Origin of the sequence: Halomonas sp. 11-S5, assembly GCF_029889825.1 — a bacterium.
Taxonomy (GTDB): domain Bacteria; phylum Pseudomonadota; class Gammaproteobacteria; order Pseudomonadales; family Halomonadaceae; genus Halomonas.
Genome location: NZ_JARANW010000034.1, coordinates 1 through 23,704 on the forward strand (window position 1 = coordinate 1; position 23,704 = coordinate 23,704).

Annotated in this window: 17 protein-coding genes and 1 CRISPR repeat array; of the genes, 10 read left to right on the forward strand and 7 right to left on the reverse strand. The window is 65.0% G+C overall.

Annotated elements, in window-relative coordinates:
- Positions 1 to 449: 449 nt before the first annotated feature.
- Positions 450 to 1,319: a WYL domain-containing protein gene (locus OP497_RS16320; protein ID WP_280550346.1), complete on the reverse strand. Its 870-nt coding sequence runs from the start codon at positions 1,317 to 1,319 to the stop codon at positions 450 to 452.
- 149 nt (positions 1,320 to 1,468) lie between these two features.
- Between OP497_RS16320 and cas3 the strand changes: the two genes are divergently transcribed.
- From cas3 to cas2, 7 genes are read left to right on the forward strand one after another with little or no spacing between them, the layout of a single operon-like run.
- Complete coding sequence (cas3, locus tag OP497_RS16325; RefSeq protein ID WP_280550348.1) at positions 1,469 to 3,703, forward strand: CRISPR-associated helicase Cas3'; 2,235 nt, start codon at positions 1,469 to 1,471, stop codon at positions 3,701 to 3,703.
- 36 nt (positions 3,704 to 3,739) lie between these two features.
- Entirely contained in the window at positions 3,740 to 4,414 is a 675-nt protein-coding gene (gene cas5c / locus OP497_RS16330) for a type I-C CRISPR-associated protein Cas5c (RefSeq protein ID WP_280550350.1), read from the forward strand.
- A complete protein-coding gene (cas8c, locus tag OP497_RS16335; RefSeq protein ID WP_280550352.1) occupies positions 4,411 to 6,213 on the forward strand; it encodes a type I-C CRISPR-associated protein Cas8c/Csd1 in 1,803 nt (600 codons plus the stop codon). Before cas5c ends, cas8c begins: the two co-directional genes overlap by 4 nt.
- Positions 6,210 to 7,079: a type I-C CRISPR-associated protein Cas7/Csd2 gene (gene cas7c / locus OP497_RS16340; protein WP_280550354.1), complete on the forward strand. Its 870-nt coding sequence runs from the start codon at positions 6,210 to 6,212 to the stop codon at positions 7,077 to 7,079. The genes cas8c and cas7c overlap by 4 nt, the downstream gene beginning before the upstream one ends.
- Positions 7,080 to 7,088: 9 nt before the next feature.
- The gene (gene cas4 / locus OP497_RS16345) at positions 7,089 to 7,727 is read left to right on the forward strand and encodes a CRISPR-associated protein Cas4 (RefSeq protein ID WP_280550356.1); all 639 of its coding nucleotides are present in this window, start codon (positions 7,089 to 7,091) and stop codon (positions 7,725 to 7,727) included.
- 5 nt (positions 7,728 to 7,732) lie between these two features.
- Complete coding sequence (cas1c, locus tag OP497_RS16350) at positions 7,733 to 8,773, forward strand: type I-C CRISPR-associated endonuclease Cas1c (RefSeq protein WP_280550358.1); 1,041 nt, start codon at positions 7,733 to 7,735, stop codon at positions 8,771 to 8,773.
- A 25-nt stretch (positions 8,774 to 8,798) separates the two neighbouring features.
- On the forward strand, positions 8,799 to 9,089 hold the full coding sequence (gene cas2 / locus OP497_RS16355; protein ID WP_280550360.1) for a CRISPR-associated endonuclease Cas2: 291 nt from the start codon (positions 8,799 to 8,801) through the stop codon (positions 9,087 to 9,089).
- 189 nt (positions 9,090 to 9,278) lie between these two features.
- A CRISPR array of direct repeats spans positions 9,279 to 13,987; the repeat unit is 33 nt; unit sequence GTCGCGCCCCGCCCGGGGCGCGCGGATAGAAAC.
- 212 nt (positions 13,988 to 14,199) lie between these two features.
- Here cas2 and OP497_RS16360 read toward each other — a convergent pair.
- Positions 14,200 to 14,631: a DUF29 domain-containing protein gene (locus tag OP497_RS16360; RefSeq protein ID WP_280550362.1), complete on the reverse strand. Its 432-nt coding sequence runs from the start codon at positions 14,629 to 14,631 to the stop codon at positions 14,200 to 14,202.
- Positions 14,632 to 14,969: 338 nt separating this feature from the next.
- Positions 14,970 to 16,517, reverse strand: coding sequence for an alkaline phosphatase D family protein (locus tag OP497_RS16365; protein ID WP_280550364.1), 1,548 nt, complete (start codon positions 16,515 to 16,517; stop codon positions 14,970 to 14,972).
- 332 nt (positions 16,518 to 16,849) lie between these two features.
- Between OP497_RS16365 and OP497_RS16370 the strand changes: the two genes are divergently transcribed.
- Positions 16,850 to 17,395: a hypothetical protein gene (locus tag OP497_RS16370; RefSeq protein WP_280550366.1), complete on the forward strand. Its 546-nt coding sequence runs from the start codon at positions 16,850 to 16,852 to the stop codon at positions 17,393 to 17,395.
- Between the two features lie 97 nt (positions 17,396 to 17,492).
- On the forward strand, positions 17,493 to 18,080 hold the full coding sequence (locus OP497_RS16375) for a DUF4202 domain-containing protein (RefSeq protein ID WP_280550368.1): 588 nt from the start codon (positions 17,493 to 17,495) through the stop codon (positions 18,078 to 18,080).
- A 29-nt stretch (positions 18,081 to 18,109) separates the two neighbouring features.
- Here the strand turns inward: OP497_RS16375 and OP497_RS16380 are convergent, their stop codons facing one another.
- Positions 18,110 to 19,180, reverse strand: a complete 1,071-nt coding sequence (locus OP497_RS16380) for a C45 family autoproteolytic acyltransferase/hydolase (protein WP_280550369.1) — start codon at positions 19,178 to 19,180, stop codon at positions 18,110 to 18,112.
- Positions 19,181 to 19,182: 2 nt separating this feature from the next.
- A complete protein-coding gene (locus OP497_RS16385) occupies positions 19,183 to 19,947 on the reverse strand; it encodes a dienelactone hydrolase family protein (RefSeq protein ID WP_280550370.1) in 765 nt (254 codons plus the stop codon).
- 139 nt (positions 19,948 to 20,086) lie between these two features.
- On the opposite strand from OP497_RS16385, the gene OP497_RS16390 reads away from it, so the two are divergent.
- Positions 20,087 to 21,298, forward strand: a complete 1,212-nt coding sequence (locus OP497_RS16390) for an ABC transporter substrate-binding protein (RefSeq protein WP_280550385.1) — start codon at positions 20,087 to 20,089, stop codon at positions 21,296 to 21,298.
- 91 nt (positions 21,299 to 21,389) lie between these two features.
- Here OP497_RS16390 and OP497_RS16395 read toward each other — a convergent pair whose 3' ends face one another.
- Both OP497_RS16395 and OP497_RS16400 read right to left on the reverse strand, forming a co-directional pair.
- Positions 21,390 to 22,691 (reverse strand): branched-chain amino acid ABC transporter permease, encoded by a 1,302-nt coding sequence (locus OP497_RS16395; RefSeq protein ID WP_280550372.1) that lies wholly within the window; start codon positions 22,689 to 22,691, stop codon positions 21,390 to 21,392.
- Positions 22,691 to 23,695: a branched-chain amino acid ABC transporter permease gene (locus tag OP497_RS16400; protein ID WP_280550373.1), complete on the reverse strand. Its 1,005-nt coding sequence runs from the start codon at positions 23,693 to 23,695 to the stop codon at positions 22,691 to 22,693. Before OP497_RS16400 ends, OP497_RS16395 begins: the two co-directional genes overlap by 1 nt.
- Between the last annotated feature and the right edge of the window lie 9 nt (positions 23,696 to 23,704).

The following is a 23,704-nucleotide window of genomic DNA, read 5'->3' on the forward strand; positions in this document are numbered from 1 at the left end:
CGGCGCCGTGCCCTGGCCCTCCTGGAAAATTCTCCGAGAGAACCTTCGTGAGGAAGTCAGGGAGCAAGCGTTATGCGCCGAATAGCACAGAATTCGTGGGGATCCTTCAGGCACCAATGGCAACCCCGAGCGCCCCTTGGTCTATGTGCTGACCCGTATCCGACTGGATGACCGGCCGGCTATGCCGGCCAATGCGCTCAGGATGCAGGCCTGAGCCTAATGGGCTCAGCGCCCTCAACCTTGTGCTTTAATACGGCACCCACCTCCTGGCCCTCACGAGCCTAGGCGGGGGCTGTTATGTGCGTTCGTCGCTGATGCGCCATACCTGCATCAGGCGCTCCACGGTGTGGGACCAGGTGCTCGGTATCGTCGTCGTCCTTGGCCGGGTCGATCTGCGAGTAGCCTTCGGTCAGCGAGCTTCCAGCCTTGTTCGATCGCCATGTACTCTCCTAGCCCCAGTGGATCCAGGGTGCCAGTGCCTGGGCATTGGCGATCTCGACCTGCTGGGCCCGTGGTTCGGTCTCGACGTGATGGGGATTCACCCCCACCTCGCGTAGCGCATACAGCACCAGCGGGCCTCGGCACGACAGGGCAAGCTCACCGTTCTGCATGCCAAAGTCCCCCGCGATGAGCGCGCGCTCCCGCGGTGGCAGCCGACGGTCGGGAATCAGGCGCACCTCGACCCGGGTATGCCAGGCCATGTCCTCGGCGATGCCGTGTTCGCCCAGCATGTCGCCACACGGTTCCGGCACGCCGCGGAAACGGCTCAGCACGAAATCCCGGTAGTCGCGATGCTTCTCGCAGAAGGCACGCACGTGCCAGCGCCCGGCGGCGAACACCAGGGTATGCGGTACCAGGATGCGGTCTTCGCCCGCGGGACTGGTGAAGGACGCGTAGGTGACCTCCAGGCGCTGCTCATCACGCGCGGCCTTGACGATCTCGCGCACGACCCTCGGTGAGACCTTGCGGCTGGGCAGCGGCAGCGATTCGGTGGTGGCCGAAGCGAGGCTCAGCCCGGCAAAGGGCGACGCCGGCGCTTGATCGGAACCCATCAGGTGCAGGTACTCCTCAACCCGGCCCCGGACGAATCGTGGTGCAAAGGACTCGGTAGGCAGGAACCCTTTGCGCGATTCGTCGTAGAGGAGGTTGCCCGGCGTCACGGCGCGGTACTGGCGCAGCACCTTCTGCGCCTGCTGTCGCCCGATACCGAAGGCCTCGCCTAGCTGTGAGGCCACCACCCGACCCTCCCACAGCGCCAAGATCTCGATCAGCCGGTAGCGGGCCAGGGTATCCCAGGCGAGTGCCGTGGCTTCGGGCATGGCGAGACGCCTCCTTCCGTGGTGGAGACCTCAGCATGAACGAAGTCAGGACCGGGTTGAAGGGTACGGTGGTTGGATGCACAGGGGTGGCGGAGAGGGAGCAGAAGTGCTTAGCTTGTTAGGACGATAATAAATAACCGCAGGGATGTATGTTCTACGCACACTCTACACCCGCAACGGATAAATCTGACTGGCAAACTCTCGCAGGGCACCTGGAAACGGTTGGTCGGCTTGCGGCTGAGCGAGCGGACCGTTTCGGTGCCGCAGCATGGGGAGAAGCCGCGGGGCTGCTGCACGATGTCGGAAAATACACCCTTCCCTTTCAGCGGCGCCTGGAAGGCTCGCCGGAGCGAGTGGATCACTCCACGGCCGGTGCGCATATCGCTATCGAGAAGTATCCGCACGTTGGCCATCTACTGGCCTACCTGATCGCCGGGCACCATGCGGGGCTGGCCAATGGTCGGGATATGGGTAAGCGCACACCACTGCAGAACCGATTGGAAGCAGACTTATCTTCCCTCGATATGGTATGGCATCAAGAGTTAGCCCTGCCCAGCGAATTAGTGCCACCGCAGCATTTTGAATGGCGCCGTGAGCGCTTTCACTTCCAGCTCGCTTTCTTGGCACGAATGGTCTTTTCCTGCCTGGTCGATGCCGATTTCATCGATACCGAGGCCTTCTATGCCGTGCATGAAAAAGGGGTGCCCCTCGCGCGAGGTGGCGGGCCGCCGCTGGACGTGCTGCGTGATGCGCTGGATCAGCACTTGGCCACCTTCCAGGCAGATAGCGACGTCAATCGCTTACGTGGCGAGATACTTTCCCATGTGCGAGCCAAAGCCGAACTTCCACCCGGCCTGTTCTCTTTAACGGTGCCGACAGGTGGCGGTAAGACATTGGCCTCCTTGGCATGGGCACTCGACCATGCCATCACCCACGGCATGGATCGAGTGATCTACGTGATTCCTTTCACCAGCATCGTTGAGCAGAACGCCGCCGTGTTTCGCGAGGCCCTGGGGGAGCATGGCAAGGCGGCGGTATTGGAGCACCATAGTGCCTTCGACGCTGGCAGCCAGCGGGACCGCCACACCATCGACAAGCTGCGTCGCGACAGCGAGAACTGGGATATGCCGATCGTCGTCACCACGGCGGTACAGTTCTTTGAAAGCCTGTTTGCCGCCAAGACCTCCCGCTGCCGCAAGCTGCACAATATTGCGAGCAGCGTGGTCATCCTCGATGAGGCTCAGACGATGCCCTTGCCTCTTCTGCGACCCAGCGTGGCGGCACTGGATGAACTGGCATTGAACTATCGCACCAGCGTCGTGCTGTGCACGGCGACCCAGCCGGCGCTAGCCGAGACTAACGACACAGAGCGCAGCTTTGCCGGCGGTTTGCGCGGCCTCAGAGAACTGGCGCCAGAGCCTGAGCGCCTCTACCGCCAGTTGGAACGTGTCAGCGTGCGCCATATCGGAACGCTGGACGATGAAGCGTTGCGCGACGAGTTGCTCGCCACCGAGCAGGTGTTGTGTATCGTCAACAACCGTCGTCATGCACGGGCCCTGTTCGAATCGATCGCGGATCGGCCCGGTGCCTACCACCTGACCACCTCGATGTACGCCGTGCATCGGCGCCGGGTACTGGACGAGATACGTCGGATACTGAAGGCAGGAGAGCCCTGCCGAGTCATTTCGACATCGCTGATAGAGGCTGGCGTCGATGTCGACTTCCCGCGGGTATTACGCGCCGAGGCGGGTCTGGATTCCATCGCCCAGGCAGCAGGGCGCTGCAACCGGGAGGGGAGGCGCAGGGCATCAGATAGCGAGGTCGCCATCTTCGCCACCGCCAACGACGACTGGGCGCCGCCATCTGAGCTTAAGCAGTTCGCACAGGCCAGCGTCGAAGTGCTCAGGCATCACGGAGAGGCACCCCTGTCGTTGGTGGCGATAGAGGCCTATTTCCGGCTGCTGTACTGGCAGCAGGGGCCACAGCGCCTGGATCGCCATGGCCTGCTAAAGCTGGTCGAAGATGGCCGCCTCGAAGGCCTTCCCTTCGACACACTCGAGCAGAAATTCCGCATGATCGAGAATAACCAGCGTGCCGTGATCATTCCCGTTGATAAAGACGGTATTGCTCGCGCTGCACTGAGACAGCTGGCCTATGCCGAGGGAGTGGGGGGTATCGCTCGCAAGCTGCAGCCCTATACGGTACAGGTACCTCAGCAGGGATTTGCCGCCCTGGAGCGCGTCGGTGCCATCGCGGCTATTGAGCCAGACAAGTTCGGCGACCAATTCATGGTGCTGATCAACGAGGATCTCTATGATTGTAAGGCACTGGGCCTGAACTGGAGCGATCCGGCATTTCGTTCTGGTGAATCTAATATTTGGTGAAGCCAATACTCATCATCAGGAAACAAGGAGCAGCAGATGACATATGGGGTTCGTCTGCATATCTGGGGAGAGCGGGCTTGCTTCACGCGGCCCGAGATGAAGGTAGAGAGAGTCTCCTACGACGTGATCACGCCCTCGGCGGCTCGCGGCATCCTGGAGGCCATCCACTGGAAGCCGGCGATACGCTGGTGTATCGACCGCATCCATGTGCTGAAACCGGTCCGCTTCGAATCGATCCGCCGCAACGAGGTGGCCGGCAAGTTGCCGGCGTCGACCGTTACAAAGGCGATGAAGGCGGGACGTGTCGATGAGGTGCATTATTTCGTTGATCAGAACCAGAACCGCCAGCAGCGCGCCGCGACCATTCTGCGTGACGTCGGCTACGTGATCGAGGCGCACTTCGAGTTCACCCCCCGCGCCGACGACAGCGATACGCCCGGCAAGCACCTGGATATCTTCAACCGCCGCGCCCGCCAGGGGCAGTGCTTTCATATGCCGTGCCTGGGCACCCGGGAATTTCCCGCTGCCTTCGAGCTGATCGAGTCCGATGAGCAGTTGCCGGCGGCAGACGATGAGCTGAGTGGTGAGCGCGACCTGGGCTATATGCTGCATGATATCGACTTCGCCAACGGCAAGGTGCCACGATTCTTTCGCGCCAGAATGCAGGACGGCGTAATCGAGGTGCCGCCCTTTGTGGAGGCGCTGGCATGATTCTCTCCGCACTCAACGATTACTACCAGCGTCTGGCGGCTCAGAACAAGGTGCCGGTCCCCGGCTTCAGCAGTGAGAAAGTCAGCTATGCGCTGATCTTCTCGGCCGATGGTGTACCGCTGCAAATCGTTGATCTTCGCGATACGTCGAGCAAAAAACCACACCCGCGCGTTATGCAAGTGCCGGTCGATAAGCGCCGTACTTCTGGCATTCACGCCTACCCGCTATGGGACAAGACGGCCTATGCCTTGGGCGTTACCGCTGGAGAGGGTAAACGCCTGGCGGATGAGCACGCCGCATTCAAGGCGCGTCAGTTTTCACTGTTCGGCGAGAGCGGTGATCCGGAATTGATTGCCTTCCTGAATCTGATCAATCAATGGCAACCGGAGCAACTCGCTGAACTGCCTGGATACAGCGAAGAGATGCTGGACACTAATATTGTGTTCCGTCTCGACGGGCAGCAGCGCTATCTGCATGAAAACCCGGTAGCACGCGAGCTGTGGCGTTCAGCGCTGGAAAACGATGAGGGAGAGATCGGGCAGTGTCTGATTACCGGTGAAACAACTCCTCTGGGCATCGATCACCCGGCCATTCGAGGGGTCAGGGACGCCCAGTCATCGGGCGCTTCCCTCGTCTCCTTCAATAGCGATGCCTACAACTCCTATGGCCATAAAGGGCAGGCCAACGCTGCTATCTCGAAAGCCGCTATCTTCGGTTACTCCACGGCACTCAACCATTTGCTGCGCGGCGACAGTGACAACCATCAGCGCCTGCAAATCGGTGATGCCACCGTGGTGTTCTGGGCCGAGGCCAGCAATGCGGCGCACGCCGAGGCCGCCGAAGATTTTTTCGCCATGCTCAACAAGCCGCCGAGCGACGAACAGGAAGCCGCCAAACTGGGCAGCCTGCTGGGCCAGGTCGCCCAAGGGCATCCGCTGGCGGAGCTCGATCCTCGGCTGGAAAGCGGCACACGCTTTTTCGTGCTCGGCCTGGCTCCCAACGCGGCGCGTCTTTCGGTACGCTTCTGGTGCACCGATACCCTGGACCGACTGGCTCGCCACTATGCGCAGCATCATCGAGATCTGGCGCTGGAGCCGACACCTTGGAAAGGCATCGCGCCGGGTAGCGGGTGGCTGGCGTTACAGACTGCACCGATGCACGGCGGCCAGAAGCCCAAGGCGGACGATGTGTCACCGCAACTGGCCGGTGAACTGATGCGCTCAATTCTTACCGGACGCCGTTATCCGCAATCGATGTTGAGCAATCTCGTCATGCGGTTTCGCAGCGACGGTCACATCACCGGGGCGCGCATCGCGCTCTGCAAGGCCGTGCTCGCGCGTGAAGCGCGACTCGCGGCGCATTCCAATTCCCATCCTCAGGAGGTGCCCGTGAGTCTCGATCGACACTCCACCCATCCCGGCTATCTGCTCGGAAGGCTATTCGCCGAACTGGAGAATGCCCAGCGCAGCGCGCTCGGTAGCGAAGTCAACGCTACTATCCGAGATCGCTACTATGGCGCTGCTTCGGCAACACCGGCCAGCATCTTCCCCATGTTGCTACGCAATGTTCAGAATCACTTGTCGAACATGCGCAAGAAGGACAAGGGTGGACTGGCACACAAGATCGAAGGCGAGATAAGCAGCATCATTGGCGGTTTGGGAGAAAGCTTCCCAAAAAACCTGAATATTGAAGATCAAGGACGCTTTGCCATTGGCTATTACCATCAGTCGCAAGCACGCTTTGCCAAGAAAGACAGCGCAGCTAAAAATGCAGAAGACGAGCAGGGAGAGTCGGAATGAGTGCCATCGCAAACCGTTATGAATTCGTGTTGTTGTTCGACGTCACCAATGGCAATCCCAATGGTGATCCGGATGCCGGCAATCTGCCAAGGCTCGATCCGGAGACCAACCAGGGCCTGGTGACCGATGTCTGTCTCAAGCGCAAGATCCGCAACTACGTTGCTTTGGAGAAGGAAGAAGATGTCGGCTATGCCATCTATATGCAGGAGAAGTCAGTACTCAACAACCAACACAAGAAGGCATACGAAGCACTGGATATCAAGCCTGAGCCCAAGAAGCTACCCAAGGACGAGGCTAAGGCGCGCGAACTGACCCGTTGGATGTGCCAGAACTTCTTCGATGTACGCACCTTCGGCGCGGTGATGACCACCGAGGTTAACTCCGGCCAAGTACGTGGCCCGGTGCAGATGGCCTTTGCCAGCTCGATCGATCCCGTCGTGCCCATGGAAGTCTCGATCACCCGCATGGCGGTCACCAACGAGCGCGACCTCGAGAAGGAGCGCACCATGGGCCGCAAGCACATCATCCCCTATGGCCTCTATCGCGCCCATGGTTACATATCGGCCAAGCTCGCCGAACGGACGGGATTTTCGGAGGACGACCTCGAATTGTTGTGGCGCTCGCTAGTCAACATGTTCGAGCATGACCGTTCCGCTGCCCGGGGCGAGATGTCGTCACGCAAGCTGATCGTCTTCAAGCATGATCATCCAATGGGCAATGCCCCGGCGCATGTCTTGTTCGATAGCGTGAAAGTCGAGCGTGTCGAAGGCGAGGAGGATACCCCGGCTCGTCACTACAGTGATTATCGTGTCTTCATTGATGCCGAGGCCTTGCCGGCCGGTGTCAATGTCGAAGAGAAGCTGTAGGCGACTGGTATGGAAGATGACGTTCGCCTGATCCCGCTTTCGGCGTTGCAGCATATGCTGTTTTGCCCCCGGCAGTGCGCGCTGATCCATTTGGAGCAGCAGTGGACGGAGAACCGATACACGGCGGAAGGGCGCATCCTTCATGAGCGTGCTGATCATCTTGGTCATGAGCGTCGACGAGGCATTCATACTGCCATGGCGCTTCCGCTGGCCAGTCAGGCTCATGGATTGACCGGGGTTGCTGATGTGGTCGAATTCGATGAATCCCGGCAACCCGCGGTGGTTCGGCCCATCGAGTACAAACGGGGACGGCCCAAGGCGCATCGCGCCGATGAGGTGCAGCTCTGTGCCCAAGCATTGTGTCTTGAAGAGATGCTAAACGCCAGGATCGAACAAGGCGCGCTTTACTATGGCAAAACCCGGCGGCGCAAGACCGTCGTGTTCGATGGTGAACTGCGCACACTGACCCTGCGTGTCATTGCTGAAACGCGAGCACTTTTTGATAGCAACCGTACGCCATCTGCCATCTATGACCCCAAGCGCTGCGACCATTGCTCATTGATCGATGCCTGCCAACCGCAAGTGATGGGGAAGCAGCGCTCAGTGAGTCGCTGGCTGGCGCGTCAACTGCCATCGTTGGATGAGTGAATCGCATGCGCCGTCAGCTCAACACATTGTATGTCACCACCGAAGGTGCCTGGCTCAAGAAGGACGGGGCCAATGTGGTGATGAATGTTGAGGGCAAGGAGCGGGCGCGGCTACCCATCCATATGCTCGAATCACTGGTGTGCTTCGGCAGGGTGTTGGTATCGCCACCGCTGATGGGCTTTTGTGCCGAACAAGGGGTCACCATTACCCACTTGTCGCCCAACGGTAAGTTCCTCGCGCGTATCGAGGGGCCGGTATCTGGCAACGTACTGCTGAGACGCGCTCAGTACCGCACCAGCGATGATGAAATTGGCTGTTCCGCCATCGTTCGTGGTGTGTTGATTGGCAAGGTACACAATCAGCGCGCGGTAATCGCCAGGGGGCTGCGTGACTACGGCAGCAAGCTGCCACCGCCGGAGCTTGAAGGATTAGAAAGTACGCGTGCTCGGCTGGGAAGGATTTCGCATGACTTGTTGCGTGAACCCACCACGAATGGACTGCGTGGCCTGGAGGGTGAAGCCGCGCAGGTCTATTTCCGCGTCTTCGATAGTCTTGTCCGTCACGATGGAGAAGCTTTTCGCTTCACTGGGCGCAACCGCCGCCCACCTCGCGATCGTGTCAATGCGTTGTTGTCGTTTTTCTATACCTTGTTGACCCACGATTGCCGCTCGGCGCTGGAAAGCGTTGGGCTTGACCCTGCAGTAGGATTCCTACATCGGGATCGCCCCGGGCGTCCCAGTCTGGCGCTTGACCTCGCTGAGGAGTTCAGGCCGCTACTGGGGGATCGGTTGGCGCTGTCACTGATCAATCGTCGGCAACTGCGGGAGAAGGACTTCACGATTGCCGAAAGTGGCGGAGTGGTTCTGACTGATGATGCGCGCAAGACAGTGCTGACTGCTTACCAGGAACGGAAGCGGGAAGAGCTCAACCACCCCTTTGTCGGTGAGATGACGCCAATTGGCATGTTGCCTCTTCTCCAGGCGCAACTGCTGGTGCGCCATTTGCGTGGTGATCTGGACGCCTATCCTCCCTTCCTGTGGAAATGATGCCTCAAAAAGGAGCTCGCAGCGAATGATGGTTCTGGTCAGCTACGATGTCAGTACTTCGGCCGAAGGGGGCGAGAGGCGGCTGCGTCGTGTCGCGAAGGCCTGTCGTGATGTGGGGCAGCGTGTACAATTTTCGGTGTTCGAGATCGAGGTCGATCCTGATCAGTGGGTAAGCTTGCGTCAGCGGCTGATTGACCTGATCGATGATGAGGTCGACAGCCTGCGCTTCTATTTCCTGGGCAGGAACTGGAAGAATCGGATCGAGCATATCGGTGCCAAGCCCTCCCTGGACATGAATGGTCCCCTAGTTTTCTGATTCTCCAGCGCTTTTGCGAACCACAAGCGTCCGGGTTTTTGCTGGGAGGTTCGCAGCTCTTTAACAGTCTGATTTATATACTCTCTTTTACTCATCTCCGCTAACTGGTATCAACTATATCCAAAATACAGGATGGTTCGCTTGATGAAGACCATTTCATTTGTTTTATCAGGGAGTTATAAGGGAACAGTCGCGCCCCGCCCGGGGCGCGCGGATAGAAACATCACCCCTCCACCTGGTCGGCGTCGTGGGTCTGTCGCGCCCCGCCCGGGGCGCGCGGATAGAAACGTCACGCTTGGCGCTGGGCAGCGCCTCCAGGAAGGTCGCGCCCCGCCCGGGGCGCGCGGATAGAAACACGGCCATGCCTAGCTGGTCATCGGTGGCGAGCTGGTCGCGCCCCGCCCGGGGCGCGCGGATAGAAACTGCTGGCTGTTGTTGTCGCTATCTGGGCCTTGCGGGTCGCGCCCCGCCCGGGGCGCGCGGATAGAAACTCGCCCTTGAGCTCGTCGACGCCGACCATGTTGAGTCGCGCCCCGCCCGGGGCGCGCGGATAGAAACGCCGCTTTTCGCACCGAACTCGAGCAGACCCTCGAGGTCGCGCCCCGCCCGGGGCGCGCGGATAGAAACGTGATCAGCGCCAAGGATCTCGGGCTCTTCGAGCGGTCGCGCCCCGCCCGGGGCGCGCGGATAGAAACCTTGCTTTGTGACCTTGCGATAGTCGACCTCCACGTCGCGCCCCGCCCGGGGCGCGCGGATAGAAACCCGAGCACGGACATGCTGACCCTGGCACGCCGCGGTCGCGCCCCGCCCGGGGCGCGCGGATAGAAACGATTCTGAGCCAGGCGCCGTCGACCGGCTGGATGAGTCGCGCCCCGCCCGGGGCGCGCGGATAGAAACACGCCATCGCCGGCATCGATGATGAACAGCAGGCGTCGCGCCCCGCCCGGGGCGCGCGGATAGAAACCGGACTGCATGCCCTGCAAGCGGGCCCTGGAGCGGTCGCGCCCCGCCCGGGGCGCGCGGATAGAAACGTCTCGGTGGGCGATGCCCTGGCGCGCCTGGGCGAGTCGCGCCCCGCCCGGGGCGCGCGGATAGAAACTCCTCAGGCATCTCGCCGCGCGCCACGTAATGGACGTCGCGCCCCGCCCGGGGCGCGCGGATAGAAACGATCCGGCCCAGCTGATTGCCGGCTCGCTGGCGCAGGTCGCGCCCCGCCCGGGGCGCGCGGATAGAAACGAGAACCTGAAGGCCAAGGCGAAGAGGTAGACCCATGTCGCGCCCCGCCCGGGGCGCGCGGATAGAAACGAACAGGACTGGAGCGCCGCCAATGACTACGCCAAGTCGCGCCCCGCCCGGGGCGCGCGGATAGAAACAAGGCGACCCCGCCCCGGCATGCGGCGCTGGCCGAGTCGCGCCCCGCCCGGGGCGCGCGGATAGAAACACCCGGGTGATCAACGGGCGCGTGCACTACTACAGGTCGCGCCCCGCCCGGGGCGCGCGGATAGAAACCCATTGCCCGGGGTGGTGGTAAACCCGAATCCCGTGTCGCGCCCCGCCCGGGGCGCGCGGATAGAAACAGCTTGTTGTCGATGTCGAAGGCCCGGGCGTTGTGGTCGCGCCCCGCCCGGGGCGCGCGGATAGAAACAGATACATCATGTCGTTTCTCTCTGTCTGTCTGGTCGCGCCCCGCCCGGGGCGCGCGGATAGAAACTCCGGAAGGCCGCGAAGGCGATGGAGGTGGAATCGTCGCGCCCCGCCCGGGGCGCGCGGATAGAAACCAGGCGTTGGGGCCGTAGCCGGTCAGGGTGTTGCCGTCGCGCCCCGCCCGGGGCGCGCGGATAGAAACTGGGCCAGGGCGACGCGCTGGGCCTCGTTGGCCACGTCGCGCCCCGCCCGGGGCGCGCGGATAGAAACTTGTAGGGCCCGGCGGCGACGAGCACTTTGCCGCTGTCGCGCCCCGCCCGGGGCGCGCGGATAGAAACGCGGTAGAAGACATCGCGGCCGGTGAGGCTGTAGCGGTCGCGCCCCGCCCGGGGCGCGCGGATAGAAACGCCAGCCTGCGCGGCAACTACAAGAGCCACGACGGTCGCGCCCCGCCCGGGGCGCGCGGATAGAAACGGCCACCGAATCGCCCGCCGCGCCGGAAAAGCCTGTCGCGCCCCGCCCGGGGCGCGCGGATAGAAACACGGCCATTCCTCAGACGTTGTAGTGCTGATAGGGTCGCGCCCCGCCCGGGGCGCGCGGATAGAAACATCCGCAGCAACGGGCACCGGCGCGAGTGGTTCGTCGCGCCCCGCCCGGGGCGCGCGGATAGAAACATCACCCGCGACGGCAAGGCCGCTCTACGCCGTGAGTCGCGCCCCGCCCGGGGCGCGCGGATAGAAACAAGACCAAGCACCTCAATGTCTGGGTCTCCTCGAAAGAGTCGCGCCCCGCCCGGGGCGCGCGGATAGAAACAGGGTGTTGGTGTCGATGCCGGCATCACTGGCGGGTCGCGCCCCGCCCGGGGCGCGCGGATAGAAACGTGAACTACTCCCTGGTGCCTTACCTGACGCGCATGTCGCGCCCCGCCCGGGGCGCGCGGATAGAAACTGGGGTGATGTGGTCAACGGCGGTGGCCGGTGTCGTCGCGCCCCGCCCGGGGCGCGCGGATAGAAACGCCAGTTGAGGCCGCCGGAGCGCTGAATGCTCACGGTCGCGCCCCGCCCGGGGCGCGCGGATAGAAACCGGGATCTCGATGCAGCGGCTGGCGATCCGCTGGCGTCGCGCCCCGCCCGGGGCGCGCGGATAGAAACATGGCATGCGGCAGGCCGGCGGCCTCCGCGCGCTGGTCGCGCCCCGCCCGGGGCGCGCGGATAGAAACCATATCACGCCAGCCGGCATCACCTACGTCGACCTGTCGCGCCCCGCCCGGGGCGCGCGGATAGAAACTCTCGATGAAGACGCCCTCGCAGCCCAACGGCTCGGTCGCGCCCCGCCCGGGGCGCGCGGATAGAAACCTATACTGCCAGTGGATACGGTGCCAAAATCCCGGTCGCGCCCCGCCCGGGGCGCGCGGATAGAAACTTGTGGCTGGCGATCCGGACGGCTGGCCAGGGAGCGTCGCGCCCCGCCCGGGGCGCGCGGATAGAAACGAAAAGGGCCTTAGTGGTGTAAACCACAAAGCCCAAGTCGCGCCCCGCCCGGGGCGCGCGGATAGAAACTAGAGCGTGTCGATAGCCGCGACCTTGCCGAGCAAGTCGCGCCCCGCCCGGGGCGCGCGGATAGAAACTTCGACATGCTGATCCACGCCCCGCATCCCGGCGGTCGCGCCCCGCCCGGGGCGCGCGGATAGAAACATTGGAGGGGTACGCACGGTGGGTAACCAGCGGAGGTCGCGCCCCGCCCGGGGCGCGCGGATAGAAACCCAGTCGGATGCGTCGGTCACAGCCACCAGACGGAGTCGCGCCCCGCCCGGGGCGCGCGGATAGAAACTTCCAGCGGGTGCCGGCGGCCGTCACCTCCTGCAAGTCGCGCCCCGCCCGGGGCGCGCGGATAGAAACGTTATCGGCGCAGAAGGCGTAGAGCCCGGCGCCAGCGTCGCGCCCCGCCCGGGGCGCGCGGATAGAAACAAAGCACTGGAGGGCAAGGTTGATAAGCTTGTCTCGTCGCGCCCCGCCCGGGGCGCGCGGATAGAAACGCCCTTCCACTGGCCATACGACCGGCTAGCGCCAGGTCGCGCCCCGCCCGGGGCGCGCGGATAGAAACAGCTTGGCGTTATCGAGAGGTGCCTGCAATTGTGGGTCGCGCCCCGCCCGGGGCGCGCGGATAGAAACGAGCACCAGACCGCTACCGTTAAATGGGCCTGCCGGTCGCGCCCCGCCCGGGGCGCGCGGATAGAAACTTTGAATACTTCCCACATGTCAACGGCATCAAGGTGTCGCGCCCCGCCCGGGGCGCGCGGATAGAAACGGCGCCCGCGAGGTGATGGTCATCTGGCCCGCCTTGTCGCGCCCCGCCCGGGGCGCGCGGATAGAAACACACCATCCGCGAGACGATGGCGACTAAGGCCGAGTCGCGCCCCGCCCGGGGCGCGCGGATAGAAACCAGCTACTGCAGGGCCAGTATTTCCGCAAGAACTGGTCGCGCCCCGCCCGGGGCGCGCGGATAGAAACTCGGGGCGCTTGGGCAGGTGCTCGGCGCGGTAGGTCGCGCCCCGCCCGGGGCGCGCGGATAGAAACGAAAGCGAGGCCGAGGCCCAGGCGGCCATCGACCAGTCGCGCCCCGCCCGGGGCGCGCGGATAGAAACCTTCGCACCGACGCTCTCCACGTCGACGATGTAGCGTCGCGCCCCGCCCGGGGCGCGCGGATAGAAACGCGCCCCTCGGCGGTGGACTCGATGAAGATCACGTCGCGCCCCGCCCGGGGCGCGCGGATAGAAACGAGAACAGCTTCACCCGGCCGGCCACCCGCAAGGGGGTCGCGCCCCGCCCGGGGCGCGCGGATAGAAACCCCGGCATCGCCGAGCTGATCGTGGCCAAGCAGCGGTCGCGCCCCGCCCGGGGCGCGCGGATAGAAACGCCTTCGAGGTGAACGACGTTGACGCCTACCAGGCGGTCGCGCCCCGCCCGGGGCGCGCGGATAGAAACGCGATCGGATCGGTCTGAGCGATCATGCCGGCCCGTCGCGCCCCGCCCGGGGCGCGCGGATAGAAACCTCCCGTTGCTGAGGCATGGCTTGCACGCCTCCAGGGTCGCGCCCCGCCCGGGGCGCGCGGATAGAAACATTACCCGGGATGGCAAAGCCGCTCTTCGCCGTGGTCGCGCCCCGCCCGGGGCGCGCGGATAGAAACGCCGACGCACTCGAAGAGGCCGGCGCCAAGCTGAGTCGCGCCCCGCCCGGGGCGCGCGGATAGAAACACCGGCGCAGTCACCACGGAATGAGGGTATGTCCCCAATTGTCCAATTGTCTGCCGATTGTCTGTGCCAGCCCCAGGGAGAGGTCTTGCAGGAGCACTACCAGGCGCTGCGCTTCGTGTTGCCGTGGCTGCACGTCGCCGACTTAGCCTTTGACTATACCGGTGCACCGGACTGCAGAGCGTTAGCGGGGGCAGCAGGGAGTGATCGTCGGCTCAGGGCTTCTCGGGAGTGAGGGTCACGGCTTCGTCGAAGCTGTAGAGGCACTTTTCCGGAAAGGTATCCAAGTCCAGCTCGGTCTCGATGGCGGCGGCCCGCCGGGCATCGTCATAGGCCTCCAACATCAGGTCGCTCAGCGAGCCCTTCAGGCTCGAGTTGTCGTTCAGCAGCCGGTTTACTTTGACCTGGGCGTCCTGGATGGTGAGTGACCAGCTGCGCGAGCGGCGCTCGGGCTGGTGGTCCCGCTTGAGCAGGTGCATTAAGAGCCGGGCCAGTTGGCTGACCAGTGCCCGTCGCTCGCTCTTGCCCATGCACTCGATCTCTTCGGCCAGGTGCTCGGTGTCGAGCTGGTCCAGTTTGCCGCTGCGCAGCATCGCGGCCTGTTCCAGAGCCCAGGCGTAGGCGTCCTGATCATAGTGCGTCGGCATCTGAAGGCTCCATGGATCCCGGTTTCAACGACCTTTGGACATCATAAGCCCCGAGTCGTCATGGGACCACCAGGCTAGGGTCATGCGGGGTGGCGGTCGTGGTCGGCGTCGGCGTGGTGGTGTGGTTGCTGTCACAGCCGGCCGATGTGTATGACCAGGGGGTTGGCTGATGCTGGCCATGTTCATCGGCACCATTGCCCCATCATCGGCAAGGCGATACCGATCGATGCGCTCTCGATTATCGCCATTGCGATGTTGGCCGCCTCATCTGAAGCAAGCCTGTTCACGACAGCGCCGCCGGGTCCAAGACCTGGCGGCGCTGTCTGCCATGGGGATCATCAGGCCTGCTGGGGCTCCAGCGCCTGGCTGTGCAGGGCGTTGCCGGCGGAGTCCATCAGGGTAACGGTGAGGGTCTCGCTCTCGCCGTCCAGATCCACCTGGCCGAAGAACTGGTAGCCGTCCGAAGGTGGCAGGTTGGACTGCCCTTCCGGCGGAGCCTTCTGGAACACCACCTCCGGGCCAAAGGTGCCATCCAGCTCGCTGGGGCCGAAGGTGCCGGCGTGGAGCGGGCCGCTGACGAACTCCCAGAAGGGCGCGAACTCCTTGAAGCTGGCGCGCTCGGGGGCGTAGTGGTGGGCGGCGGTGTAGTGCACATCGGCGGTGAGCCACACCACGTTGTGGATGGCCTCGTCACGGATGGCGCGCAGCAGGTCGGCGATTTCCATTTCGCGCCCCAGCGGCGCGCCGTGATGGTCGTTGGCAATGGCTTCAAAGTGCTCGCCGTCGCGCACGATCAGCCCGATGGGCATGTCGGCGGCGATGATCTTCCAGGTGGCGGTGGAGCGGCGTAGGCCGTCGAGCAGCCAACGTAGCTGGTCCTGGCCCAGGAAGGTGGCGGCCTCGCCGTCGCTCTGTCGGTTGCGGCTGTTGGCGGCGCGATAGCTGCGCATGTCCAGCATGAAGACCTCGAGGCCGGGGCCGTAGGCGAAACGCCGGTGGATCCTGCCGGGGGCGTCGGGCATCTGGCGTAGCGGCATGTACTCGAGGAAGGCGCGGCGCGCGCGTGCCGCTAGCAGGCTGGCGTTCTTCTCGGTGTAGCGGCTGTCGTCGAGGAGCTCACCCGGGTACCAGTTGTTCAGGGTTTCGTGGTCGTCCCACTGGGCGAGCATGGGCACCTCGGCATTGAATTGCCGCACGTTGGCGTCCATCAAGTTGTAGGCGAACTGGCCGCGGAACTCCTGCAGGGTTTCGGCCACCTTGCGCTTCTCTGGGGTGACCAGGTTGCGCCAGATTTCGTCGTTGTCCAGCGTCACGCTCTCCTCAAGGGGGCCGTCGGCGTAGACGGTATCGCCGGAGTGGATGAAGAAGTCGGGCCGCTGTCGGCGCATGGTGGCGTAGGTGGTCATGCCGCCGCGGGACTCGTCGATGCCCCAGCCTTGGCCGGCGGTGTCGCCGGACCAGACGAAGCGGACGTTGCGACGCGTGGTCGGCGGCAGGCGCAGCTGCCCGGTAACTGGCTCGCTGATCGCGCGATGGTCATCCAAGGCAGCGAAGCGCACGCGGTAGTGGGCGGTATCCATGTCGGCCAGGCCGGTGATGTCCAGCTTGGCGGTCAGGTCGGTGGCGGGCAGCACCTCGGGGCCAGTGAGCTGGCGAGCGCCAAGAAACTCGGGGTTGTCGGCGATCTCCACCAGCATGCGTGAGGCACGGTCGGCACGGGCCCAGAGCATGGCGCGGTCATGAAGCATGTCGCCGCTCATCACGCCGTAGGGCAGCACCGGGCGCCGGCCTTTGGCCAGCACGATGGAGGGGGCGGCCAGGCAGGCGCCGAGAGTGGCCCCCCCTTTTATACCGATCTTGAGGGCATCGCGACGGGTGAAATTCATGAGAGCCTCCGAGGATGATGAGTTCCGCAGGAGCATCATCCTGTCTCTCGATGACAGCACCTTGTCGGTTCCATGACACGCCTGTTTCCTCTACCACCTCGGGCGAATATGCCAATCTCTACGCATCATCTCCGCTACGATGCCAGCGAGATGATGCGGACTTCCGTATCGGCGGCGGGCGGCTGAGGGAGATCCGCCGCAGTGGCCTGCTGTGTGGCGACAGGGGGTAGAGATCGGGATGGGACTGACCTGGCTCAAGGCGGCCCCGCCGGGTGGCAACTACGCTTTCCAGGGCTGAGCCTTGGAGTGCGAGCCACCAGAGGAGACAGACCATGCTATTCCCCCTATCGAGCCGTTCGTTGACCCCCGGCCGTGGCCGGCGGGTCGCCCTAGCCCTGGTCGCGCTGGTGGCCAGTGCGTCCAGCCTGGCCGCGGAGCCCGTCCGGCCGGACCTGACGCCCAAGCTGCAGGGCCTGTTGCAGAAGGAGATGATCCAGGTCGAGCTGGCCATGCACGAGGTCTACAGCGCCATCATCCAGGGGCGCCACGCCGTGGTGGCCGAGAAGGGACAAGCGATCCATGACAGCTTCATCCTCTCGCAGTCGTTGACCGATCAGGACCGTCAGGACCTGAAGGCCGCCGTGCCCGCGGAGTTCCTGGAGATGGATGGCTATCTGCACGAACTCTCGGCGTCCCTGGCCGAGGCTGGTCGTGCGGGAAATACCGCCCGGCAGGTGGCGCTATACGGGCGCATGACCGAGTCCTGCGTGGCGTGTCACAGCACCTACGTCACCGATCGCTTCGAGGGGCTCGAAGGCGCCGACATCCCGGCTGGCTGGGGAAGGGCCTCCGGTCAGGGCAACGATCCACAAGATTGACCTGCATGGGGTTTTGCTTCAGAACAGGCGGATATCTCGGCCCGGTGGCGTGATGGCCACCGGGCCGGCCAGCTTGTTCCACACGGAGGCTAGACCCATGCCCCTTTCCCCCCTTGATCAGACCCTCGCCGCCCTGGACGCCCTGCATGCGGAGGACCCGCGCCGTGTAGAGGTGGACGGCGAGCCGTTGCCCCAGGAGCTGTGGCATGCCGGGCGCATGAGTGCTTGGCTGGAGCGCCTGCATGAGCACCCCGACGCGTTGATGTGGTTGGCGGTGCGCGGCCAGCACCTGCAGCGCTGGCAGGTGCCGCGCAGCGACTATCCCGAGGGGCGGGTGGGCTATCTCACCTGGCGGCGCGACCAGGGCCAGCGCGCCGGCGAGACCACCGCCCGGCTGATGCAGGCGGCGGGCTACACCGCCGAGCAGGCCGAGGCGGTGGCGCGGATGATCCGCAAGCAGGGCCTGGGGCGCGATCCGGGCACCCAGGCGGTGGAGGACTGCGCCTGCCTGGTGTTCCTGGAGAACTACTTCGGCGACTTCTCGAAGCAGATCGACCACGACCACCTGATCCGCATCGTGCAGATGACCTGGAAAAAGATGTCGCCGCGGGCCCATGAGCTTGCGCTGGGGCTGCCGATGACGGCCGAGGCGCGCGGCCTGGTGGAGGAGGCGTTGGCAGGGTGAACGCCCGCCCGCCCGGCGGGGCCGGGCGGTCACTCGGCGCCAAACTGCACGGTCAGGCTCTCGTCACTCTCGCAGGGCTTGCCGTGGCGCAGCGTCAGGCGACGCCGGGTCAGGTTCATCACCACCGAGAACAGCGTCTCCATGCGCTCCTCGGGGGGCTGGTCGGGGTTGAAGTGGCGGCAGATGGAGAGCGGGGCGTTGTCGTGGTCGCTCAGGATGGCGAACAGCTCGCCCTCGCCGATCTCGCCCTCGGCGGGAAGCCGCTCGCGCAGCAGGCTATCCAGCCGCGCCAGGCGCGGGCGGGAATCGGGCCGCGGGAAGTCCTCGACCCGGCAGGTGGCGGCGCGGGCATAGAGGTGGTTGGTGTGGGTGACCATGCCGCCCTCGGGGGCCAGCCGGCCGGGCTCACCGGGGTGCACCTCCAGGCCGGCAGCCTGGTCCCCCTCGTTGCCGCCCTGGGCACTGGCGATCAGGAAGTGGGCGGGCGAGCAGACCCGGTCGCGGCTGGCCACGGCCACGGCGCCTTCCATGTCGGGGCTCTCGAGAATCTTGCGCAGGGCGACGTGGATGGGCAGCCCCTCGCCGCAGGTCCGCGAGCGGATGGCGTTGAGGCACACGCCGATGCCGTGTTCGTTCATGCCGATCTTGGCCACCATGCCGGCCTCGCCGATGCTGATCAGGGCGGGGGCGTCGAGGCCGCTGATCTCGAGCGCCACCACGTTGTGCAGCTGGTCGGTGCGCCAGTCCCAGTTCTGGGCCAGCCACTGAGTGCCGTGGCGGTTCAGGGCGAAGGCGGAGCAGCCGCCGCTGGCCTGGGTCAGCGAGATCTCGCTGCGGCAGTTGAGGGTGAGGATGTCCGCGAAGTCGAGCCCGGCCCCGTGGGCGATGCCTTGCATCTCCTCGAGAATGGCCGGGAAGCCGCGTTCGATCATCGGCAGGAAGCGGGCGGCCGCGTGGCGCGCCCCGGCCCAGTCCAGGCCCACGAAGTCCCGGAACAGCCGGTCATAGACCTCGAGGCTGTGGGTGATCAGCCCGGCATGGGCGCGGCCGTGGGCCTCGCCGATCTCGGCGCGGCTGCCGGAGAGGGAGGTGATATGCATGGTTACAGCACTTCGTTGAGCATGCCCTGGAAGGCGGACCAGGACTTCTCGTCGGCCCGCTGCTGGTAGCGGTCGCTGCCGAAGACGGTGAAGGCGTGGGGCGCGCCGGAGTAGATCTGGATTTCGTAGGTGACGCCGGCGGCCTCGAGCTTCTTGCCCAGGCTGGCGACGTCGCCCAGGGAGATCGACTGGTCGGCGCCGCCGTGGGCGATCAGGATCGGGGCGGTGTCGCCGCTGTAGGATTGGCCCTCGGGGGTCGCCAGACTGCCATGGAAGGTGGCATAGCCGGCCACGTCGTCGGCCGCGCCGGAGCGGGCGAGCTCGAGCACCACGGCGCCGCCGAAGCAGTAGCCCATCACCACGGTGGGCCGGGCGGCCCCCTGCTGGCGGGCCTCGGCCAGGCCAGCCAGGGTCAGGCGGCGCATGCGCTCGCGGTCCTCGTAGAGCCGGGCGGTCTCGGCCTTCTTGGCGGTGGTTTCCGCCGGGCGATTGCCCTGGCCGTAGAGGTCGATGGCGAAGGCGTCATAGCCCTGTTCGGCGAGCATGTCGGCGCGCTGGCGCTCGTAGTCATCGAGGCCGTCCCAGTCGTGGATGACCAGCACGCTGCCGCGGGCCTCGCCCTCGGCAGTGGCGAGGTAACCTGCGAAGGCCTCGTTGCCGACGTCATAGGTGACGTCCTGGCCGGCGGGCTCGAAGGCGAAGGCGCTGCCGGTGGCGAGGCCCAGGGTGGCGGCCAGGGTCAGGGTGGCGTGAAGCGGATGGATCATGGTGTGCCTCCAGCGTTGATGGACACCAGTCAGTATAGGCCTCATCGCCAGGAGCGTTGGCGAGGGGAGCTTGTGTTCTGCGGAGAAGGGTTCCAGATTGTGTAGGTGTGTTACTCAAGCAACCTGAGCGAGACAAACAATCATGAAAAAACACGTACTGGCGATGGCAGTCGCCGCGTCCACGGTGGCCCTTTCCGGCATGGCCCAGGCTGAGGTGAAGATCGGCTTCTTGGGGGGCTTCACCGGTCCGATCGAGACGTTGACCCCTCCGGTGTATGATGCCGCGCAGCTGGCCGTGCAGCACGTCAACGAGCAGGGTGGACTCCTCGATGGCCAGATGATCGAGATGCCCACCGGTGACACCACCTGCTCGGACGCTTCGGCGGCCTCCAACGCCGCCGACCGCCTGGTCAACAGCGAACACGTCACGGCCATCGTCGGGGCACTGTGCACCGGTGCGACCATCGCGGCCGCCAACAACGCGGCTATTCCCGGCGGTGTGGTGATGGTCTCGCCGGCCTCCACGGCGCCGGCGGTGAGCGAGCTCGCGGACAACGACCTGGTGTTCCGCACCGTGCCCTCCGACGCCTTCCAAGGCGAGGCGCTGGCCAAGATGCTGCTAGCCAAGGGCATCGACGAGGTGGCGGTCACCTACGTCAACAACGACTATGGCCGCGGGTTGGCCGACGCTTTCGTGGCCACCTACGAGGCCGAGGGCGGCACCGTGGCCGAGAACTTGGCCCACGAGGACAACCGTGCCGATTACCGCTCCGAGCTCGGCACCCTCTCGGCGACCGGCGTGCCCGACCTGGTGGTGCTGGCCTACGGCGACACCTCCGGCCAGACGGTGGTGCGCCAGGCGTATGAGAGCGGCATGTTCACTCAGTACATCGGCGCCGATGGCATGGTGATCTCCGGCCTGCTCGACAACGTGGGCGAGGAGGTGCTCAACGACAGCTTCATCGCTACTCGCCCGGGCAACCCGGACACGCCGGGAACAGAGCGTTTCGTTGAGCAGGCCGAGGCGGGCGGCATCGCCCACGAGGCGGTGTTTGCCGGCCAGGGTTACGACGCCACCTTCCTGCTGGCGCTGGCCATCGAGCAGAACGGCAGCGCCGAGCGCGAGGGCGTGGCCGCGGCGCTACGCAGCGTCTCCTCCGCCCCGGGCGAAGTGATCCTGCCCGGCGAGTGGGAGAAGGCCAAGGAGCTGATCGCCGCCGGCACCGAGATCAACTACGAGGGCGCCTCCGGCAGCCACGAGTTCGACGAGAAAGGCGACGTGCCGGGTGTCGTCGAGGAAATGGCGGTCGAGGACGGCAAGTTTGTCAGCAAGGGCTTCCTGGACAAGTAAACGCGAACCAGGCCCGTCAGCACAGAGGCCCCGGCGGGCAACCGTCGGGGCCTCGTTCGTATGGGACTTCGTCTGCGTGACGTCGAGGCACTTAGCCGTGGTGGCGAACCTTCTCCGGCAACAGCCCCTTGGGCGCATAGCGCAGCACCAGGGTGATCAGCAGGCCGATCACGAACACCCGCGCCTGCAGGGCCCGGCTGTCCAGGTTGGTAGGCGCATCCCAGCCGAAGGCACCCTCGCCGAAGGTGACGGCCAGCTCCATCAGGAACAGCGCCAGCGGCTCGGACATGATCCAGATGATGTACACCGCCACGGCGCCGAAGATGGTGCCCAGGTTGTTGCCGGGCCCGCCCAGGATCACCATCACCAGCACCAGGAAGGTGTGGTTGAGCGGCAGGTAGCCCTGGGGGTCGAACATGCTGTTGAAGCTGGCCAGGGCCGCACCGCCGATGCCCATCAGGATGCAGCCCAGCACAAAGATCTCCAGGCGCCGCTTGTTGATGTCCTTGCCCATGGCGGCGGCGGATATCTCGTTGTCGCGGATGGCGCGGATCATCCGCCCCCAAGGGGCGTGGTAGGCGCGACTGAGCAGGAAGAAGATCGCCGCGATCACCACCGCGGTGATCGAGAGGTAGAGGGCCCGGGCCAGGGTGAAGCCGACCTCGGCCGGGCCCGGCACCGGCCAGGGCAACGGCGAGACGGTGGCGGTGCCGCGGGTTAGCCAGTCGGAGTTCTTGAGGAAGGCCTTGATGATCTCGGCGATGCCCAGGGTGGCGATGGCCAGGTAGTCGCTGCGCAGCCCCAGGCAGACACGGCCGATGAAGTAGCCCACCCCGCCGGCGAGTGCTCCGCCCACGACCCAGCCGATGCCGACCGGCAGGCCGAGGCCGCCGATGAAGCCGGCGCGCGACTCGATCTGGTCGGTCACGCCGCGGAAGGCATTGACCACTACCAGGTAGAGCACCACCCCGAGGATGACGGCGATCAGGGTGCGCAGCTTCCGCGGCACGCCGAGTCGGTCGAGTCGGGTGGCGCCGAACACCACCAGCACGGCAGCGATCATATAGAGCAGCACCAGGCCTAGCTCGCCGGGCAACTCGCTCCCCCAGAAGGCCTCGTTGACTGGGATGCTGAAGAACATGGCACAGAAGCCGCCCAGGGCCACGAAGCCCATCACCCCGGCGTTGAACTGGCCGGCATAGCCCCATTGGATGGTCAGGCCCAGGGCCAGGATGGCGTAGCAGGCGGCCTCCACCAGCATGCGTGTGCTGTAGGCCGCGCCCATGGCGACGTAGACGCCCAGCACGGCCATTAGCACGGCAGCGAAGAGAACGACCTCGCGCATCGGGAAGCGGCGCGGTGCGGCGACGGTATCGGCTCGTTTGGTGTCCATCAGATCAACTTGCCCTTGAAGATGCCGGTGGGGCGCCATACCAGGATGGCGACCAGGATGAAGAAGGGCACCACGATCTTGTATTCGGTGCCGACGAAGGCCAGGTTGCCGGATTGGGTCAGCCACTCCGGCAGGCTGTCGCGGAAGGGGCGCAGCAGCACGCTCCAGTTGAAGACGGCAAGGGTCTCGGCGAAGCCGACCACGAAGCCGCCAGCCACGGCGCCGTAGGGGTGGCCCACGCCGCCGACGATGGTGGCGGCAAAGATCGGCAGCAGCAGGAAGAAGCTGAGGTCGGGCTTGAAGGTCACGTCCAGCGACAGCAGGGTGCCGGCGATGGCCGCCAGTCCCCCCGCGATCACCCAGGTCACGGCGACGATGGTATTGGTGTTGATGCCCGAAGCCTGGGCGAGATCGGGGTTGTCGGACATGGCGCGCATCGCCTTGCCCAGCCGTGAGCGGTTGAGGAAGAGGTGCAAGCCGACGACGGCGACGAGAGTGATCACGAAGAGGTAGATCTGCGGTTCGGTGATCACCACCGGGGCCCGCACGCCTTCGAAGGGCAGGGCGAGGCGGAAGATCTCCTTGCGGTCATCGATGTAGAGGCTCTGGCCGCTGGTGCCGGCGAACAGCCGGATCAGGCCCTGGAGCATCAGGGTCACCCCCAGCGAGCCGATCACCAGCACGATCGGCTTGACCCCGTGGGCGCGCAGCGGCTTGTAGAACGCCTTGTCGATGCCCACCGCGAGCAGCGCGGTGAGCGCCATGGCCAGTGGCAGCAGGACCAGCGCGGAGGGCACGCCGAAGGCGGCGCCCGCGCTGGGGAAGGCGGTGGTCAGCAGCAGCACCATGAAGGCGCCGAAGGTCATCATGTCGCCATGGGCGAAGTGGGCGAAGCGCATGATGCTGAAGATCAGCGTCACGCCTACCGCGCCGATGGCATAGATCGAGCCGCTCACGCTGCCGGCGATCACCACGTTGTTGATAAAGAAGACGAGTTCGTTCACGGGAGGGTT